We start from the raw sequence: 17197 nt of genomic DNA on the forward strand, positions 1-17197 counted from the left end.
TTGGCAACCCGCCGCTTATGTCTGCCCGACCGCTCACCTCCGAAGACCTCGCTCCCGTGGTATCGCCGCCCGCGGAGCATCCGCGCATCGTGCCGCTGGTCATCATCTCGCCCGTGCGCGACGAGGCGAAGTACCTGCGCCTCACGCTCGATGCGATCGTGGCGCAGACGGTGCGCCCGGTCGAATGGATCGTCGTGGACGACGGCTCGCGCGACGAGACGCCCGGGATCGTGCGCGAATACGCGGCCCGCCATCCGTTCATCCGGCTCGTGCCGCGCGGCGACCGGGGCTTCCGCAAGCTCGGCGGCGGCGTCATCGCGGCCTTCGATTTCGGCCGGGAGAACATCGTCCACACGGACTGGCAGTGGATCGCCAAGCTCGACGGCGACATGTCGTGCGGCCCGCGCTACATCGAGCGCATGCTCGAGAAGTTCGAAGAGAACCCGCGGCTCGCCGCCGTCTCGGGCAAGGTCTACCGCTCCGAGGGCGGGCGATTCGTCGAGGAGCACACGGTGCGCGAGCAGGTCGCTGGCCAGTTCAAGCGCTACCGGCGCGCCGCCTTCGAGGACATCGGCGGCTTCGTCCAGCACCTGGCCTGGGACGGCATCGACGTGCACACCGCCGCCATGAAGGGCTGGCAGACGCTGAGCTTCTACGACCGCGAGGCCTGGCTCTGGCACCACCGCATCATGGGCTCGTCCGACCGCAGCATCTACACCGGCCGGCTGCGCTGGGGCCGCGGCAACTGGTACCTGGGCTACCACCCGCTCTATGCGATCGCCGCGGGCGTGCGCCGCATGCGCGAGAGGCCTTATGTGATCGGCGGGCTGCTGATGATCGCCGGCTACTTCGGCGCGGCGCTGCGCCGGCTGCCGCGCTACGACAATCCCGAATTCCGCCGCTACCTGCGCGGCTGGCAGAACCGCCGCCTCAAGGACGCGCTGCTGCTGCGCGGCGAGCGGGACGCGCCGTGATCGTCGATGCGGCCACGCTGCCGGCGGGCACGCTGCTGGAGGCCGACCTCTGCATCGCCGGCGCCGGCGCCGCAGGCATCGCGCTGGCCCTGGCGCTGGCCGACAGCGGCCTGGACGTGATCCTGCTCGAAGCCGGCGGCGAGCACGAGAGCGCCGCCGCGCAGGACTTCTATGCCGGCACCGTCGCCGACGAGCGCCTGCACAGCCCGACGCACCGCTACCGCCAGCGGCGCTTCGGCGGCAGCACCACGATCTGGGGCGGGCGCTGCATGCCGCTCGATCCGATCGACTTCGCCCGGCGCGACTGGATACCCGACAGCGGCTGGCCGATCGGCCCGCGGGACCTCGCCGCCTGGTACCCGCCGGCCAACCGGCTCTGCGAGGCCGGCGACTTCGCCTACACCATCGACGAGGCTTTCGGCGAGGGGGCCCCGCTGCGCCGCCCGCTCGTCGAAGGCTTCGCGAGCGACGCCTTCCGCACCGACACGCTCGAGCGTTTCAGCGTGCCGACCGACTTCGCGCGGCGCTGGCGCCGGCCGCTCGCGCGCGCCGAGCGGCTGCGCGTCGTGCTCGGCGCGAGCGCCGCCGGCCTCGGGCTCGGCGGCAGCGGCCGCCGGCTTGAGACGCTCGACGTGCGCGGGCCCGGCGGCCGTGCGTTCGCGGTGCGCGCGCGCCGCTACGTGCTGGCCGCCGGCGGCCTGGAGACGCCGCGGCTGCTGCTGGCCAGCCCCGGCGCCAGCGGCCGCGGCGTCGGCAATGCCCACGACGTCGTGGGCCGCTACTACATGTGCCACCTGGCCGGCACGATCGGCACCATCGAGATCGCACCCGGCCACCGGGCGTGGCACGGCTACGACGTGGCCGACGACGGCGTCTACTGCCGCCGCCGCTTCGCGCTCACGGCCGAGGCGCAGCGGCGGCTCGGCACCGTCAACTTCATCGCGCGGCTGCACCATCCGCGCATCACCGACCCGCGCCACCGCACCGGCATCCTGTCGCTGCTCTACCTGGCCAAGTCGGTCATCCCCTACGAATACGGCAAGCGGCTGCACGGCGACGAGCGCGCCGGCCCCGCCGGCTGGCTGGCCCACGTGCGCAATGTCGTGGCCGATGCGCCGGGCACCGCGCGCTTTCTCGCGCATTGGGTTCGCCACCGCACGCTGGCCGAGCGCAAGTTCCCCTCGGTCATCGTGCATCCGCGCAGCCCGCGCTACAGCCTGGATTTCCATGCCGAGCAGGTGCCGCTGCGCGACAGCCGCGTCACGCTCGGCAGCGGCCGCGATGCCCACGGCATGCCGCGGCTGCATGTGGACTGGCGCTATGCGCGCCAGGATGTGGAGACGGTGCAGCGCGCCCTCGGCCGGCTCGCAGCCGACCTGGCGGCCAGCGGCGCCGGCCGCTTCGACTATGACCCGCAGACCGTGGAGCACGAGATGACCCGCTACGGCGCCTACGGCGGCCACCACATCGGCACCGCGCGCATGGGCACCGACCCGCGCACCAGCGTCGTCGATGCGGACTGCCGGCTGCACGAGGTGGACAACCTCTACCTGGCCGGCGCGGCCGTGTTCCCGACCTCCAGCCAGGCCAATCCCACGCTCACGATCGTGGCGCTCGCGCTGCGGCTGGCCGACCACCTGCGGCGCACGCCGGAGGATGTCCGATGAGCGCCGCCCGGCCGCCCGAAGGCGCGCGCGCCGCAGTGCGCAGCACGAAGGACAGTCCGGTGGGCGCCGAGCGGCAACGGCTCCTGGTGCTGGGCGCCGGCGGCTTCATCGGCCGCCATGTGGTCGCCGCGCTGCAGGCGAGCGACTGGGCGCGGCCGGTGGCCGCGAGCCGGTCGGGCCGACTCGCGCCGGGCACGCCGCCGGTCGAGGTGCTGCGCCTCGACGCGCGCGACCCGGATGCGCTGCGCCGGGCCGCCGCGCAGGCCGCAGGCGTGGTGGACTGCACGGCCGCCGGGCCGGCCGGCATCGTCGCGGGCGCGCAGGCGCTGCAGGCGGCCTGGCAGCACGAGGCCGCGCCGCCGCGGCTCGTCTACCTGAGCTCGATGGCGGTCTACGGCGATGCCGAGGGCCGCGTGGACGAGACCGCAGCGCGGGTGGCGGCGGAGCCGGCCAGCTACGGCGGCGCGAAGGCCGCGGCCGAGGCGCTGCTGGCCCGGCGCGCCGGAGAGACCGTGGTGCTGCGCCCGGGCTGCGTCTATGGTGCCGACAGCCCGCAGTGGAGCCTGCGCATCGCCCGGCTGCTGCGCAGCCGCCGCATCGGCGATCTCGGCGCGGGCGGCGACGGCCTGTGCAACGCGGTCCATGCCGACGACCTCGCACAAGCCGTGCTGGCCGCGCTGCGCGTGCCCGAGGCGGCGGGCCAGGCCTTTAACCTGTCGCTGCCCGATCCGCCGACCTGGAACGGCTACTTCCTCGCGTTCGCCCGCGCGCTCGGCGCGGTCCCGCTTGCGCGCATCGGCGCGCGCCGCATGGCGTTCGAGACGCAGGTCGCGGCGCTGCCGCTCAGGCTCGCCGAGCGCGCGGCGCAGCTGCTGCGCCTGCCGGCCGACCGGCTGCCGCCGGCCATCCCGCCGTCGCTCGCGCGGCTCTGGCGGCAGGAGATCCGGCTGGATGTCTCGCGCGCCGGGCAGGTGCTCGGGCTGCGCTGGACGCCGCTCGCGCAGGGCCTGCGCGAGACGGCCGAGGGCATGGCCGGCGGCCCGCCGTGATCTGCGCCGTCGGCACGCCGCGACCTGCCCCGCGCGCGCCCACGTGCCGCTGCCCGCGCGCCCGTGAGCCGTTCGACCTGGCGGGAATCCAGAGGAGGTATATGCCCCTGACCCGCGAAAGGCATGCACAGTGGCCTTGTCACCCGGGGAGTATGGTCAGGGAGAGGCCTGGCCCTCGGTCAGCGTGTCGAGCTGGAAGCGGCCGCTGCTGTCCCACAGCCAGGTATCGACGTAGGTGACCGGTCCCAGGCGGGTGGCGACGGGGTAGGGCGCGGCCGCGCGCACCGTGCGCTCAATCTCGGCCACCACTTCGGGCGCATGGCGCGGCGCGCGCAGCCAGTGCAGACGCGAGACGCGGCCGGCGCGGTCGATGTCCACCTCCAGCGTCCCGATGGCATAGAGCATCGGCGGCAGCACGCCCTTGTAGATGCGGCCGGCGTTCAGGCCGTAGAGATGGGCGGCGGCGTCCTGGCGGTAGGCGCGCGGCGTGGCCGCGGCCGACTCGCGGGCCGAGCCGCGGCTGGCCGGCGCCAGGCCCGCAACCCGGTCCGCGCCGGGCGCCGCCGCCGCGGAGGGAGGTGCAGGCGCGGTGCAGCCGGCGCAGAACAGGGCGGCGGCCAGCGCCAGGAGGTGTGCAGCGGTCTTCGTCGTGGTCGTCGTCATGGTTCTTGCGTCTTGCCGGCATGGCCGGGAGCGATCCGTCATCGCCATGCCCGGCCGGATTCCTCGGCCGACAGCCTGCCACAGCGGCGGCTGCGGCAGGCGCCGGCGGTGCGCGTGGAGTCTACCGAAGGGGCGGCACCGCGCTGGTTGCAATGACCTGACCCATTGTGTACATGGGTCGCAACTAATAGGGCAACTACCGGGGTGCGATGGTTGCACCTCGTGGGATATTCCTGCCCGAGCCTGGCAGTCATGCATCGGTAAAGGTACGAGTCACTGTGGCAACGACGACATTGGGTTTGAAGGTGGACGAGGGCTTCCGGGAGCGCCTGAAGGCGGCGGCCGACACGGTCGGACGCACGCCGCACTGGTTCATCAAGCAGGCGGTGCTGTCGTGGGTCGAGCGCGTGGAGCGTGGCGCGATCCCGCCAGAGGCCCTGGGCGCACCGGCGGACGATGGCGAGCACCAGGGCGGTGCGCTGGTGGCCGAAGTTGGTGCAACCCGAGTGCAACCCTTCCTGGAGTTCGCCCAGTCGGTCGCGCCGCAATCGGTGCTGCGCGCGGCCATCACCGCCGCCTGCCGCCGCGACGAGACCGAATGCCTGCCTGTGCTGCTCCACCAGGCCCGCCTCGCGCCCGCCCTGGCCGAGCAGACCGGAGAACTGGCCCGTCGCCTGGTGGGCGCCCTGCGCGCACGGCGCGCCAGCGGCGGCGTGGAAGGCCTGCTGCAGGAGTTCTCGCTCTCCAGCCAGGAAGGCGTGGCGCTGATGTGCCTGGCCGAGGCGCTGCTGCGCATCCCGGACCGTGCGACGCGCGACGCGCTCATCCGCGACAAGATCAGCCACGGCGACTGGAACGCCCACCTGGGCCAGTCGCCTTCGATGTTCGTCAATGCCACCACCTGGGGCCTGATGCTCACCGGCAGGCTGGTCGGCACGACCAGCGAGAAGTCGCTGACCTCGGCGCTGACCCGCATGATCGGCAAGGGCGGCGAGCCGCTGATCCGCAAGGGAGTGGACATGGCCATGCGCCTGATGGGCGAGCAGTTCGTCACCGGCGAGACGATCTCCGAGGCGCTGGCCAACAGCCGCAGGTTCGAGAGCCGGGGCTTTCGCTACAGCTATGACATGCTCGGCGAGGCGGCCACCACGGCAGCCGACGCGCAGCGCTACTACGACCTCTACGAGCAGGCCATCCACGCCATCGGCAAGGCCAGCGCCGGGCGCGGCATCTACGAAGGCCCGGGTATCTCGGTCAAGCTCTCGGCCCTGCACCCGCGCTACGGCCGCCAGCAGCAGGAGCGCGTCATGGGCGAACTGCTGCCGCGCATGCGCACGCTGGCCCGGCTGGCGCGCAGCTACGACATCGGCCTGAACATTGATGCGGAGGAGGCCGACCGGCTGGAGATCTCGCTCGACCTGCTGGAAGCCCTCTGCTTCGATCCGGGCCTGAAAGGCTGGAACGGCATCGGCTTCGTGGTCCAGGCCTACCAGAAGCGCGCGCCCTCCGTGATCGACTACGTGGTCGACCTGGCCCGCCGCAGCCGCCACCGCATCATGGTGCGGCTGGTCAAGGGCGCCTACTGGGACAGCGAGATCAAGCGCGCCCAGGTCGACGGCCTGGAGGGCTACCCGGTCTACACCCGCAAGGTGCACACCGACGTGTCCTACCTCGCCTGCGCCCGCCGGCTGCTGGCCGCGCCGCAGGCGGTCTACCCGCAGTTCGCCACGCACAACGCGCACACGCTCGCGGCCATCTACCACTTGGCCGGGCAGAACTACTACCCCGGCCAGTACGAGTTCCAGTGCCTGCACGGCATGGGCGAGCCGCTGTACGAGCAGGTCACCGGCGCCGTGGCCGACGGCCGGCTCAACCGTCCGTGCCGCATCTACGCCCCGGTCGGCACGCACGAGACGCTGCTGGCCTACCTCGTGCGCCGGCTGCTGGAGAACGGGGCCAACACCTCGTTCGTGAACCGGATCGCCGACCCGAAGGTGGACATCGCCGCCCTGGTCGCCGACCCGGTGGCCGAGGCCGAGCGGATCGTGCCGGTGGGCGCGCCGCACCCGCGCATCCCGCTGCCGGTGGACCTGTACCGCGACGAATCCGGCCGGGGCCGCGCCAACTCGGCCGGGCTGGATCTCTCCAGCGAGCAGCGCCTGGCCTCCCTCTCGGCCGCGCTGCTGGGCAGCACGGCGTCGTCGTGGCAGGCCGCGCCGCTGATCGACGGCGCGCCGGTGGCCGATGCCGCATCGCGCGCCGAGCCGGTGCGCAACCCGGCCGACCGCCGCGACATCGTGGGCCACGTGGTGCCGGCCACCGCCGCCGAAGTGCAGCAGGCCCTGGCCCAGGCCGTGGCCGCCGCGCCGATCTGGCAGGCCACGCCGGCGGCGGAGCGCGCCGCCTGCCTGCAGCGCGCCGCCGATGCGCTCGAAGCGCAGATGCAGCTGCTGCTGGGCCTGATCGTGCGCGAGGCCGGCAAGACGCTGGCCAATGCGATCGCCGAGGTGCGCGAGGCCGTGGACTTCCTGCGCTACTACGGCGCCCAGGCGGCCGCCGAGCTGTCGAACGACACCCACCGCCCGCTGGGCCCGGTGGTCTGCATCAGCCCCTGGAACTTCCCGCTCGCGATCTTCACCGGCCAGGTGGCCGCGGCGCTGGCCGCCGGCAACACCGTGCTGGCCAAGCCGGCCGAGCAGACGCCGCTGATCGCCGCCGTGGCCGTGCGCATCCTGCACGCCGCCGGCGTCCCGGCCGGCGCGCTGCAGCTGCTGCCGGGCGACGGCGGCACGGTGGGCGCGGCGCTGGCGGCCGATGCCCGGGTGCGCGGCGTGATGTTCACCGGCTCGACCGACGTGGCCCGCGGCATCGCCCGCACCCTGGCCGACCGGCTGGACGACCGCGGACACACCATCCCGCTGGTGGCCGAGACCGGCGGCCAGAACGCCATGGTCGTGGACTCGTCCGCCCTGCCCGAGCAGGTGGTCATGGACGTGCTGAACTCGGCCTTCGACTCCGCCGGCCAGCGCTGCTCCGCGCTGCGCGTGCTGTGCCTGCAGGAAGAGATCGCCGACCGCGTGCTCGGCATGCTGCGCGGCGCGCTGCACGAACTCTCGGTCGGCAGCCCGGACCTGTTTTCGGTGGACGTCGGCCCGGTCATCGACGCCGAGGCGCGCGACGCCGTCGAACGCCACGTGGCCGCCTTCGCAGCCGCCGGCCGGCGCGTGGAGCGGCTGGCGCTGCCGCCCGCGGCCGCCCACGGCACCTTCGTGGCGCCGGCCATCATCGAGATCGACGACGTGGCCGAACTCCAGCGCGAGGTGTTCGGCCCGGTGCTGCACGTGGTGCGCTACCGGCGCGAGGACATCGACGTGCTGATCGACGCGATCAACGCCACCGGCTACGGCCTGACCTTCGGCCTGCACACCCGCATCGACGAGACCATCGCCCGCGTGGTGCCGCGCATCCGTGCCGGCAACGTCTACGTCAACCGCAACATCGTCGGCGCCGTGGTCGGCGTGCAGCCCTTCGGCGGCGAGGGCCTGTCGGGCACCGGCCCCAAGGCCGGCGGCCCGCTGTACCTGCACCGCCTGCTGGCCACCGGCCCGGCGCCCGGGCAGACGCAGCTGCTGCCCGGCCCGACCGGCGAACGCAATGCCTACACGGTGCGCCCGCGCGGCACGGTGCTCTGCATCGCCGCCACGCCCGCCGGCGCCGCGGCGCAGTGGGATGCCGTGCAGGCCGCCGGCGCCAGCGCGCTGTGGGCCGACACGCCCGCCGCCCGCGCCCTGGTGGCCGCATTGCCGGCGGGGCCGCGCGCGGCGCATGCCTTCGTCCCGGCAGAATCGGCGCCCGACGCCGAGATCGCGGCCGTCCTCTTCGAAGGCGACGGCGATGCACTGCGCCAGTTGAACCAGCGCCTGGCGCGCCGCGACGGGCCGATCCTGCAGGCGCAGGGCCTGTCGCCGCACGACATCGCCGCCGGGCGCGTGCGCTATGCCGCCGAACGCCTGGTGCTGGAGTCTTCCGTCAGCACCAATACCGCAGCCGCAGGCGGCAACGCCTCCCTGATGACCATCGGCTGAAATTTTTTTCCACCAACGAGGAGTCCGCAAAAAATGACGATCGCCAAACGCCACCTGCTGGCCTGCGCGCTGGCCGCCGCCACCGCCTGCGCCGCCCTGCCCGCGGCCGCGCAGACGGTGGACATCAAGCTCGGCTTCGCCGCGCCGCTGACCGGCCCGCAGTCGCACTACGGCGAGGAGATGCAGAACGGCATCCAGCTCGCACTGTCCGAGGCCAACGCGAAGAAGAGCAAGGTCGGCGGCAAGACGGCCAACTTCGTGCTCGTCTCGCGCGACGACCAGGCCGACCCGCGCACCGCCGTGCAGGTGGCGCAGCAGCTGGTGGACGCCGGCGTCGCCGGCATCCTGGGCCACTTCAACTCCGGCACCTCGATCCCCGCGTCGCGCATCTACAACGATGCCGGCCTGCCCCAGGTCTCGATGGCCACGGCGCCCGAGTTCACCCGGCAGGGCTACAACACGGCCTTTCGCATGATGACCAGCGACACCCAGCAGGGCGCGGCCGTCGGCGGCTTCATCGTCAGGAAGCTCGGCGCGAAGAAGGTCGCGATCATCGACGACCGCACGGCCTACGGCCAGGGCCTGGCCGACGAGCTGGAGAAGAGCGTCAAGGCCGCCGGCGGAACCATCGTGCGGCGCGAGTACACGACCGACAAGTCCACCGACTTCGCCTCGATCCTGACCAACATCCGCAACGCCGCGCCCGACGCGATCTTCTTCGGCGGCACCGACGCGCAGTCCGGCCCGCTCAAGCGCCAGCTCCAGCAGCTGGGCATCAAGGCGCCGCTGCTGTCGGGCGAGATGACCCGCAGCGACACCTTCCTGCGCCTGGCCGGCGCGGCGGCCGAGGGCACCTATGCGTCGCTCGCCGGCGTGCCGCTCGAATCGCTGCCGGGCGGCAAGGCGTTCGAGGCCAGCTACAGAGCGCGCTTCAAGAAGGACATCGGCGTGTACTCGCCCTATGCCTACGACGGCGCCTGGAACCTGGTCACCGCCATCGCGCAGGCCGGCTCGGCCGAGCCCGACAAGTACCTGCCCAAGCTCGCCGCGCTGCAGCGCAAGGGCCTGACCAGCAACGCCATCGCCTACGACGCCCGGGGCGACCTCAAGGAAGTTGCCGTGACCATCTACCAGGTCAAGGGCGGCAAGTGGACGCAGGTCGAAACCGTGGTCGGCCAGGCAGCCAAGTAACAGGCGGGGGTATATGTCTATAGCGATTGCCAGTCGTGCGCTATGGGCATATACCCCGTGTTTTTCCTGTCCTCCCCGCGCGGTGAGGGCCGGCCCCCCAAGGGACAACGATGGACATCTTCTTCCAACAGCTGGTCAACGGCGTCACGCTGGGCAGCGTCTATGCGCTGGTCGCGCTGGGCTACACGATGGTGTACGGCATCATCGGCCTGATCAACTTCGCCCACGGCGAGGTGGTGATGATCGGCGCGCTCGTGGCCACCGTCGCCGCCACCGCGCTGGCCGGCGCCGCGCCGGGGCTGGCGCCGCCGCTCGTCCTCGGCGCCGCGCTGCTGCTGGCCATCCCGGTCTGCATGGCCGTGGGCTGGACGGCCGAGCGCGTGGCCTACCGGCCGCTGCGCCGCGCGCCGCGGCTGGCCACGCTCCTCACCGCGATAGGCGTGTCCATCATCCTGCAGAACGCCGCCATGATGATCTGGGGGCGCAACTACCTGAACTTCCCGCCGCTGCTCGAACCGGCGGTGCTGGCGCTGGGCGGCGTGCGCGTGACCACGCTGCAGATCGCCATCGTCGCCATCGCCGCGGCGATCATGGGCGGCCTGCTGCTGCTGGTGCACCGCACGCGCCTCGGCGTGGCCATGCGCGCCACGGCGCAGAACCGCGAGGTCGCCGGGCTCATGGGCATCGACATCGACACGGTGATCTCGCTGGCCTTCCTGGTCGGCTCGGCGCTGGCGGCCGTCGCCGGGCTGATGATCAGCGTGTACTACGGCGTGGCCCACTACTACATGGGCTTCATGCTGGGGCTCAAGGCCTTCACCGCGGCCGTGCTCGGCGGCGTGGGCAACATGGCCGGCGCCATGCTCGGCGGCGTGCTGCTCGGCGTGATCGAGGCCCTGGGCTCGGGCTACATCGGCGACCTGACCGGCGGCTTCCTCGGCAGCCACTACCAGGACGTGTTCGCCTTCGTGGTGCTGGTGCTCGTGCTGCTCTTCCGTCCCGCCGGCCTGCTCGGCCAACGCTCGGGAGACCTCGCATGACGACCTCCGCTCCTTCCCGGCACCACCATGCCGGGACCATCGCCAGGCCCTCGTGGCTGCGCGGCCGCGCAGCCAGCGTCGCGGCGCTGGCCGTGGTGGGCGCGCTGCTGGTCCTGCTGCCCTCGGTGCTGGCCGCCGGCGGCCAGACCTGGGTGCGGCTGGCCAACTTCACGCTGCTCTACGTGATGCTGGCCCTGGGCCTGAACATCGTCGTCGGCTTCGCCGGCCTGCTCGACCTGGGCTACATCGCCTTCTATGCCGTGGGCGCCTATGCCTACGCGCTGCTGGCCTCGCCGCACTTCGGCCTGCACCTGCCGTTCTGGGTGATCCTGCCGATCGGCGTGGCGCTGGCCTGCCTGTTCGGCGTGCTGCTCGGCGCACCCACGCTCAAGCTGCGCGGCGACTACCTCGCGATCGTGACGCTGGGTTTCGGCGAGATCATCCGGATCTTCCTGAACAACCTCAACGCGCCGGTCAACATCACCAACGGACCGCAGGGCATCAACCGTATCGACCCGCTGAAGGTCGGCGCCTTCGCCTTCTCGCGCACCGAGACGATCCTGGGCCTGCGTTTCACCGGCGCCGAGAAGTACTACTACCTGCTGGTGGTGCTGGTGATCGTCATCATGGCGCTGTGCATCCGGCTGCAGGGCTCGCGCATCGGCCGGGCCTGGGAGGCGATCCGCGAGGACGAGACCGCCGCCGGCGCCATGGGCATCAACACCCGCAACGTCAAGCTGCTGGCCTTCGCCATGGGCGCGTCGTTCGGGGGCGTGGCCGGCGGGCTGTTCGCCGCGATGCAGGGCTTCGTCAGCCCCGAGAGCTTCAGCCTGCTGGAGTCGATCTCGGTGCTGTGCATGGTGGTGCTCGGCGGCATGGGCCATGTGCCCGGCGTGATCCTCGGCGCCATCCTGCTGGCCGTGCTGCCCGAGCTGCTGCGCCAGGTCATCGTGCCGGCGCAGGAGGCCGTGTTCGGCGCCGTGCTGCTCGACCCCGAGGCCATCCGCATGATGCTGTTCGGCGTGGCGATGGTGGCCGTCATGCTGCTGCGGCCCGCCGGGCTGTGGCCGTCGCCGGTGCGCCGGCGCGCGGTGCAGCGCGAAGCAGGAGCCGCGCGATGAGCGGGGGCGACCGCGCACCGCTGCTCCAAGCCCGCGGCATCGGCAAGCGCTTCGGCGGCCTGCAGGCGCTGTCGGACGTGGGCTTGACCATCCGCCGCGGCGACATCTACGGCCTGATCGGCCCCAACGGCGCCGGCAAGACCACGCTGTTCAATGTGCTGACCGGCCTGTACCCGCCCGACGCCGGGGAGTACACCCTGGACGGCCGCAGCCTGCGGGGGCTCAAGCCCTATCAGGTGGCAAGCAGGGGATTGGCCCGCACCTTCCAGAACATCCGCCTGTTCGGCAGCATGACCGCGCTGGAGAACGTGATGGTCGGCCGCCACGTGCGCTCGTCCTCGGGCGTCTTCGGCTGCATGCTGGGCACGCGCGGCTCCCGCGCCGAGGAGCGCGCCATCGAGGCCAGGGCCTTCGCGCTGCTCGACTACGTGGGCATCGGCCACCGGGCCAACGACCCGGCGGGTGCGCTGGCGTACGGCGACCAGCGCCGCCTGGAGATCGCCCGTGCGCTGGCCACCGAGCCGGCGCTGCTGGCGCTCGACGAGCCTGCGGCCGGCATGAACGCCACCGAAACGCTGGCCCTGCGCCGACTCATCGAAACCATCCGGGGCGACGGCGTCACGGTGCTGCTGATCGAACACGACATGAAACTGGTGATGGGCCTGTGCGACCGGGTGCTGGTGCTGGAATACGGCAAGGCGATCGCCGAAGGCGTGCCGGCCGAGGTGCAGCGCGACCCGCGCGTGATCGAGGCCTACCTGGGCGCCGGCGCGGCGGAGGAGGCGGCGCCATGAGCGCCACCCGGCCGCCCGAAGGCGCCCGCACCGCGGCGCGTGAGCGCGGAGGTATTCCAATGAATGCCATTCCCGCGACATCCGCTGCCGCCGCCGCGCCGCTGCTGGAGCTGCGCGACCTGCACGTCTCCTACGGCGGCATCCAGGCCGTGCGCGGCGCGAGCCTCGCGGTGGGCGACGGCGAGCGCGTCTGCCTGATCGGCGCCAACGGCGCGGGCAAGAGCACGCTGCTGCGCGCGATCTGCGGCCTGGTGCCGGACGCCGGCGGTGACATCGTCTATGCCGGCCGCTCCATCCTCGGCAGCAAGTCCTTCGAACTCGTGCGCGGCGGGCTCGTCATGGTGCCCGAGGGCCGAGGCATCTTCGGCCAGCTCACGATCGAGGAGAACCTGGCCGTGGGCGCCTACACCCGCCGCGACAGGGCCGCCGTCGCCCGGGACCTGGACCGCATCTTCACGCTGTTCCCGCGCCTGGCCGAGCGCCGCCGCCAGCTGGCCGGCACGCTGTCGGGCGGCGAGCAGCAGCTCGTCGCCATGGGCCGCGCGATGCTCTCGCGCCCGCGCCTGCTGCTGCTCGATGAGCCGTCGATGGGGCTGGCGCCACTGATGGTCGAGGCGGTGTTCGACGTGGTGCGCACCATCGCCAGCGAGGGCGTGACCGTCCTGCTGATCGAGCAGAACGCCCGCCTGGCGCTGGAGGTGACCGGGCGCGGCTACGTGATGGAGTCCGGCCGCATCATCCTCCAAGGGCCCTCGCGCGACCTGCTGCACGACCCGAAGGTGCGTGCAGCCTACCTCGGCGAAGCCTGATGCGGTGCAGCGGGGCCGGCGCTACGCCACGGCGCGCAGCGGCTCCTCGCGCACGAACAGCCCCGCGCCGCCGAGCTTGGCGTCGTGCTTGGCCAGCGCGGCGGCGTTGGCCACTTCCTCGGCCCGGCGGAATTCGCCGCGGCGGATGCGCACCGCGCCGATCGACAGCGTGGTGCATGGAAAGAAGCGCAGCACGCCGTGGCGGTCCTCGGCCTCGATGCCGCCGGCGGCGCGCGCCTCGGGGTCGAACAGTGACAGCGCCTGCTGGGCGAACTCCTGCACGATGGCCTCGCAGCGGCGCTGCCAGTCGCTGCTCTGGAACAGGATCATGAAGTCGTCGCCGCCCACGTGGCCGACGAAGTCGCGGCGCGCGTCGCAGTGCGCCACCGCGAGCCGCGCGACCAGCCGGATCATCTCGTCGCCGCGCCAGTAGCCGTACTGGTCGTTGAAGGGCTTGAAGTTGTTGAGGTCCGCGTAGCAGGCGGCGAACTCGGCGCCGCCGGCCAGCAGCCGGTCGATGTGCATGCTGATCGGGATGTTGCCCGGCAGGAAAGTCAGCGGGTTGGCATGGCGCGCGGCTTCGATGCGCGCCTCGGTGACCGAGCGCACCAGCTGTTCGCCGGTGCCCAGACCGGCATAGCGGCCGTTGTCGGTCACGACGAAGCCGTCGCTCAGGTAGCGCTGGTCCTGCGAGGTCAGGATGGTGACCAGCTCGTCCACGTCGTCGTCCAACTCCACCACGCGCGGCGCCTGGTTCGCATAGGCGATGCAGGGCTTGCGCCCGTGCACCTCGCGGAAGTACAGCGTGGCGTAGTGGTTCATGAACTGCTGGCGGTTGACCAGCGCGACCGGGCGGTCGCCGTCGACGATGGCGATGGCATGCAGGTCCGGCCGCTCCTGGAACAGCGCGGCCAGGTCGTTGTTGCTGGTGGCCAGCGTGGCGGTCGGCGCCTGGAGGATCGGCAGGCCGCGCAGGATGCCGGGCCGTGCGCTGTGCTGCTGCTGCGGCATCACGGCCACGCGGCGGTCGTGCACCACCTCCAGCGCGCGTTCGTCGATGGCGGTGCGCGGTGCCTCCTGCGGGCGGCCGATCAGCCAGCCCTGGCCATAGGGCAGGCCCAGATCGCGCAGCACGCGCAGGTCGTCGCGCGTCTCGATGCCTTCGGCCACCAGCGTGGTGCCGAACATGTCGGCGATGCGCTGGATGGCCTGCACCATCTGCAGGTTCTCGCTGTGCTCGCTGATGGCGTGGATGAAGTACTTGTCGATCTTGACGAAGCTGGGCTTGACCTCGGCCCACAGCCGCAGGCTGGAGTGCCCGTCGCCGAAGTCGTCGAGCGCCAGCGTGGCGCCCGAGGCGTGCACCGCGGCGACCGTCTGGCGCAGCTGCGCCATGTCGCCCACCCGCTCGTGCTCGGTGATCTCCAGCACCAGCATGCGCGGGTCCACGCCGAACGAGGACACCAGCGCGCCGAAGCCCTCGGCCGGGCAGCGCAGCACGCACTGCACCAGCGCGTCGGCGCTGACGTTGACGAAGAGCCGGCCAGCCTCGCCGCGCATGCCCCACTGCAGTAGCGCGGTGGCGATGCAGAACAGCTCGAAGTCGGCCAGCATGCCCTCGCGCCGGGCCAGGGCCAGCAGCCTGTCGGGGGTGTGGAACTCGGTGCCCTGCGGGCCGCGGATCAGGGCCTCGTGCGCATAGACCTTGCCTTCGCGCAGGTCGGCCAGCGGCTGCCACACGCAGTGGAGCGCGCGCTCGCGCATCAACCGCGCCAGCGGTCCGGCCTTCTGCGCAAGTCCAGGGCACAGAACGGTGGCGAGCGCCTCCCAGTCCAGCGGTGCGGGGTTGCTCATGCGAATGCCACCTGTCGATTCCGGAAAATGCGCGATCCTGGCAAGGCAATGTGACGCGGCTTTGACAGAGGGCAGGCCGCCGGCATGCGCATCGCCCGCTGGGCCGGGGAGGATATCTGTGTAACGGCTTTATATCAGGCGCTTTGGGCCAATAGACCCGACTGTATATGAAGCCTGTCGGCCTGCCCGGACTGCGCGAGGGGGCGGTGTCCCGGCTTTGTCTGGCACGGCTGTGCGAATCCGTCCGCGCCGGCCGCGCGCCGCGGTGCCGTATCGTGCACGGCATCGCAACGGGTGCCGCATGCACCGCAAGGACATCGCCATGGTCTTCAGCATCGGTCCGGTCGTCTCCCTCATCGCCGGCATCCTCATCCTGCTCGTGCCGCGCCTGCTCAACTACATCGTGGCGCTGTACCTGATCATCATCGGCATCCTGGGGCTGGTGGGCACGCGCTGAGCGCGGCTGCTGGGTCTCGGCGCACACAACGACGAGGGGCGCCGTGGCGCCCCTCGTCGTTGCGGCTGCGAAAGGCGCTCAGCGGCGCTGCTGCAGCGCCGCCGCGTCGGTGGAGGCGGACTGTCCGAGCGTGGAGCGCACCTGTGCGACCTGGCCCGGCGTGACGGCACCGGCCCGGTTGCCCCAGCTGCTGCGCACGAAGGTCAGCAGATCGGCCACGTTGCGGTCGGTCAGCCGCCAGCCGAAGCCCGGCATGCCGAGCTCGGACGGCGCCTGCGCCGTGTACGGCATGGACGAGCCCTGCAGCACGATGCGGATCAGCGACGTCGGGTCCTGCGCGGCGACGGCGCTGTTGCGCGCGAGCGTGGGGAAGGTGCGCGATGCGCCCTGGCCGTCGGAGCGGTGGCAGGCCGCGCAGTTGTTGACGTAGACCAGCGCGCCGGGCCGGTCCGTCCTGCCGCTGCGCCGTGCCAGCGCGGTCGGGTCGGTGGGCGGCTGCGACGGCTTGCTTTGCGGAGCGGGCGCCGGCGGCTGCAGCGCGGCGCCGGCAGGGCCGCTGCCGTCGCTGCCGAGCGACTTGAGGTAGGCCGCGACGGCGCCCAGGTCGTCGCGCGACAGGTGCTGCGTGCTGTTGGTGACCACCTGCGCCAGCGGTCCGAAGGCCGCCGTGTGGGCGGTTCGGCCGGTCTTCAGGTACTCGACGAGCTCCTGCGTGCTCCAGCCCGCGAGTCCGGGCGCTGCGGTGTTGCGCAGCGGCTGGGCGTACCAGCCGTCGATCACGGCACCGGAGAGGAACAGGCCGCCGTCCCGCTCGGTCGATGCCTTCTCCGCACCGGCGAAGCCGCGCGGCGTGTGGCAGGCGCTGCAGTGGCCCAGGCCCTGCACCAGGTAGGCGCCGCGGTTCCATTCGGCGGTCTGCTTGGTATCGGGCTGGTAGGGCCGGCCCGGCAGATACAGCAGGTTCCAGCCGGCCATCAGCCAGCGCATGCGGTAGGGCCACTTGAGGTCGGTGCGCGGGTTGTCCTGCGCGGCCGGCTTCACGCCTTTCATGAAGTAGGCATACAGTGCCGCGAGGTCGTCGTCCGACAGCCGGGCGAAGTTGGCATACGGCATGGCCGGGTACAGGTAATGGCCGTCGCGGGCGCGGCCCTTGCGCAGCGCGCGGGCGAAGTCCTCCTGCGTGTACTCGCCGATGCCGTGCTGCCGGTCGGGCGTGATGTTGGTCGAGACGATGGTGCCGAAGGGCGTGGCCATCGGCAGCCCGCCGGCGAAGGGCGCGCCCTGGGCCCGGGTATGACAGCTGATGCAGTCGCCGGCGCGCGCCAGGTATTCGCCGCGGATGACTTGCGCGTCCGGCGCGTCCGGCGCTGCCGCCGGCACGGCGCCGTCGCGGGCCTGTACGGCGGGGGGCATCAGCGCGGCGCCGAAGGCGGCCAGGCCGATGGCGGCGGCCACGCCGAAGGCGAGGGAAGAGGAGCGTTTCATCGGTGCTG

At 72.2% G+C, this 17197-nt stretch carries 13 protein-coding genes; 10 read left to right on the forward strand and 3 right to left on the reverse strand.

Translation table 11 applies throughout. The features are described from left to right. Nucleotides 1–56 precede the first annotated feature (56 nt). From GAK38_RS13655 to GAK38_RS13665, 3 genes are read left to right on the forward strand one after another with little or no spacing between them, the layout of a single operon-like run. Nucleotides 57–974: a glycosyltransferase family 2 protein gene (locus GAK38_RS13655; protein ID WP_325344977.1), complete on the forward strand. Its 918-nt coding sequence runs from the start codon at nt 57–59 to the stop codon at nt 972–974. After that, the gene (locus GAK38_RS13660) at nt 971–2641 is read left to right on the forward strand and encodes a GMC oxidoreductase (RefSeq protein WP_325344979.1); all 1671 of its coding nucleotides are present in this window, start codon (nt 971–973) and stop codon (nt 2639–2641) included. Before GAK38_RS13655 ends, GAK38_RS13660 begins: the two co-directional genes overlap by 4 nt. Next, nucleotides 2638–3690, forward strand: a complete 1053-nt coding sequence (locus GAK38_RS13665) for an NAD-dependent epimerase/dehydratase family protein (protein WP_325344981.1) — start codon at nt 2638–2640, stop codon at nt 3688–3690. Before GAK38_RS13660 ends, GAK38_RS13665 begins: the two co-directional genes overlap by 4 nt. Before the next feature lie 156 nt (nt 3691–3846). On the opposite strand, the gene GAK38_RS13670 is transcribed toward GAK38_RS13665, so the two are convergent. Further along, nucleotides 3847–4353, reverse strand: coding sequence for a hypothetical protein (locus GAK38_RS13670; RefSeq protein ID WP_325344983.1), 507 nt, complete (start codon nt 4351–4353; stop codon nt 3847–3849). 278 nt (nt 4354–4631) lie between these two features. On the opposite strand from GAK38_RS13670, the gene putA reads away from it, so the two are divergent. The 6 genes from putA (at nt 4632) to GAK38_RS13700 (ending at nt 13393) form a co-directional block, all read left to right on the forward strand. Further along, on the forward strand, nt 4632–8438 hold the full coding sequence (putA, locus tag GAK38_RS13675) for a trifunctional transcriptional regulator/proline dehydrogenase/L-glutamate gamma-semialdehyde dehydrogenase (protein ID WP_325344985.1): 3807 nt from the start codon (nt 4632–4634) through the stop codon (nt 8436–8438). A 33-nt stretch (nt 8439–8471) separates the two neighbouring features. Then, nucleotides 8472–9629 (forward strand): branched-chain amino acid ABC transporter substrate-binding protein, encoded by a 1158-nt coding sequence (locus GAK38_RS13680; protein ID WP_325344987.1) that lies wholly within the window; start codon nt 8472–8474, stop codon nt 9627–9629. Nucleotides 9630–9739: 110 nt separating this feature from the next. Beyond that, nucleotides 9740–10669 carry a branched-chain amino acid ABC transporter permease gene (locus tag GAK38_RS13685; protein ID WP_325344989.1) on the forward strand — a complete coding sequence of 310 codons (930 nt, stop codon included), beginning with the start codon at nt 9740–9742 and terminating at the stop codon, nt 10667–10669. Then, entirely contained in the window at nt 10666–11790 is a 1125-nt protein-coding gene (locus GAK38_RS13690; RefSeq protein WP_325344991.1) for an ABC transporter permease subunit, read from the forward strand. Before GAK38_RS13685 ends, GAK38_RS13690 begins: the two co-directional genes overlap by 4 nt. Then, nucleotides 11787–12584 carry an ABC transporter ATP-binding protein gene (locus GAK38_RS13695; RefSeq protein WP_325344993.1) on the forward strand — a complete coding sequence of 266 codons (798 nt, stop codon included), beginning with the start codon at nt 11787–11789 and terminating at the stop codon, nt 12582–12584. Before GAK38_RS13690 ends, GAK38_RS13695 begins: the two co-directional genes overlap by 4 nt. A gap of 59 nt (nt 12585–12643) precedes the next feature. Beyond that, on the forward strand, nt 12644–13393 hold the full coding sequence (locus GAK38_RS13700; protein ID WP_325344995.1) for an ABC transporter ATP-binding protein: 750 nt from the start codon (nt 12644–12646) through the stop codon (nt 13391–13393). A 21-nt stretch (nt 13394–13414) separates the two neighbouring features. On the opposite strand, the gene GAK38_RS13705 is transcribed toward GAK38_RS13700, so the two are convergent. Continuing rightward, on the reverse strand, nt 13415–15247 hold the full coding sequence (locus GAK38_RS13705) for an EAL domain-containing protein (RefSeq protein WP_443089217.1): 1833 nt from the start codon (nt 15245–15247) through the stop codon (nt 13415–13417). A gap of 301 nt (nt 15248–15548) precedes the next feature. Between GAK38_RS13705 and GAK38_RS13710 the strand changes: the two genes are divergently transcribed. Further along, nucleotides 15549–15704 (forward strand): DUF3096 domain-containing protein, encoded by a 156-nt coding sequence (locus tag GAK38_RS13710; protein WP_443089218.1) that lies wholly within the window; start codon nt 15549–15551, stop codon nt 15702–15704. Nucleotides 15705–15782: 78 nt separating this feature from the next. Here GAK38_RS13710 and GAK38_RS13715 read toward each other — a convergent pair whose 3' ends face one another. Then, a complete protein-coding gene (locus GAK38_RS13715; protein ID WP_325344996.1) occupies nt 15783–17189 on the reverse strand; it encodes a c-type cytochrome in 1407 nt (468 codons plus the stop codon). Between the last annotated feature and the right edge of the window lie 8 nt (nt 17190–17197).

The organism is Xylophilus sp. (genome assembly GCA_009914555.1).
GTDB lineage: Bacteria > Pseudomonadota > Gammaproteobacteria > Burkholderiales > Burkholderiaceae_C > WNDY01.

Coding starts and splice junctions, on each gene's coding strand:
- GAK38_RS13665 (WP_325344981.1), top strand. CDS start 2,638: ATGAGCGCCGCCCGGCCGCCCGAAGGCGCGCGCGCCGCAGTGCGCAGC.
- GAK38_RS13670 (WP_325344983.1), bottom strand. CDS start 4,353: ATGACGACGACCACGACGAAGACCGCTGCACACCTCCTGGCGCTGGCC.
- GAK38_RS13680 (WP_325344987.1), top strand. CDS start 8,472: ATGACGATCGCCAAACGCCACCTGCTGGCCTGCGCGCTGGCCGCCGCC.
- GAK38_RS13685 (WP_325344989.1), top strand. CDS start 9,740: ATGGACATCTTCTTCCAACAGCTGGTCAACGGCGTCACGCTGGGCAGC.
- GAK38_RS13690 (WP_325344991.1), top strand. CDS start 10,666: ATGACGACCTCCGCTCCTTCCCGGCACCACCATGCCGGGACCATCGCC.
- GAK38_RS13695 (WP_325344993.1), top strand. CDS start 11,787: ATGAGCGGGGGCGACCGCGCACCGCTGCTCCAAGCCCGCGGCATCGGC.
- GAK38_RS13700 (WP_325344995.1), top strand. CDS start 12,644: ATGAATGCCATTCCCGCGACATCCGCTGCCGCCGCCGCGCCGCTGCTG.
- GAK38_RS13705 (WP_443089217.1), bottom strand. CDS start 15,247: ATGAGCAACCCCGCACCGCTGGACTGGGAGGCGCTCGCCACCGTTCTG.
- GAK38_RS13710 (WP_443089218.1), top strand. CDS start 15,549: ATGCACCGCAAGGACATCGCCATGGTCTTCAGCATCGGTCCGGTCGTC.
- GAK38_RS13715 (WP_325344996.1), bottom strand. CDS start 17,189: ATGAAACGCTCCTCTTCCCTCGCCTTCGGCGTGGCCGCCGCCATCGGC.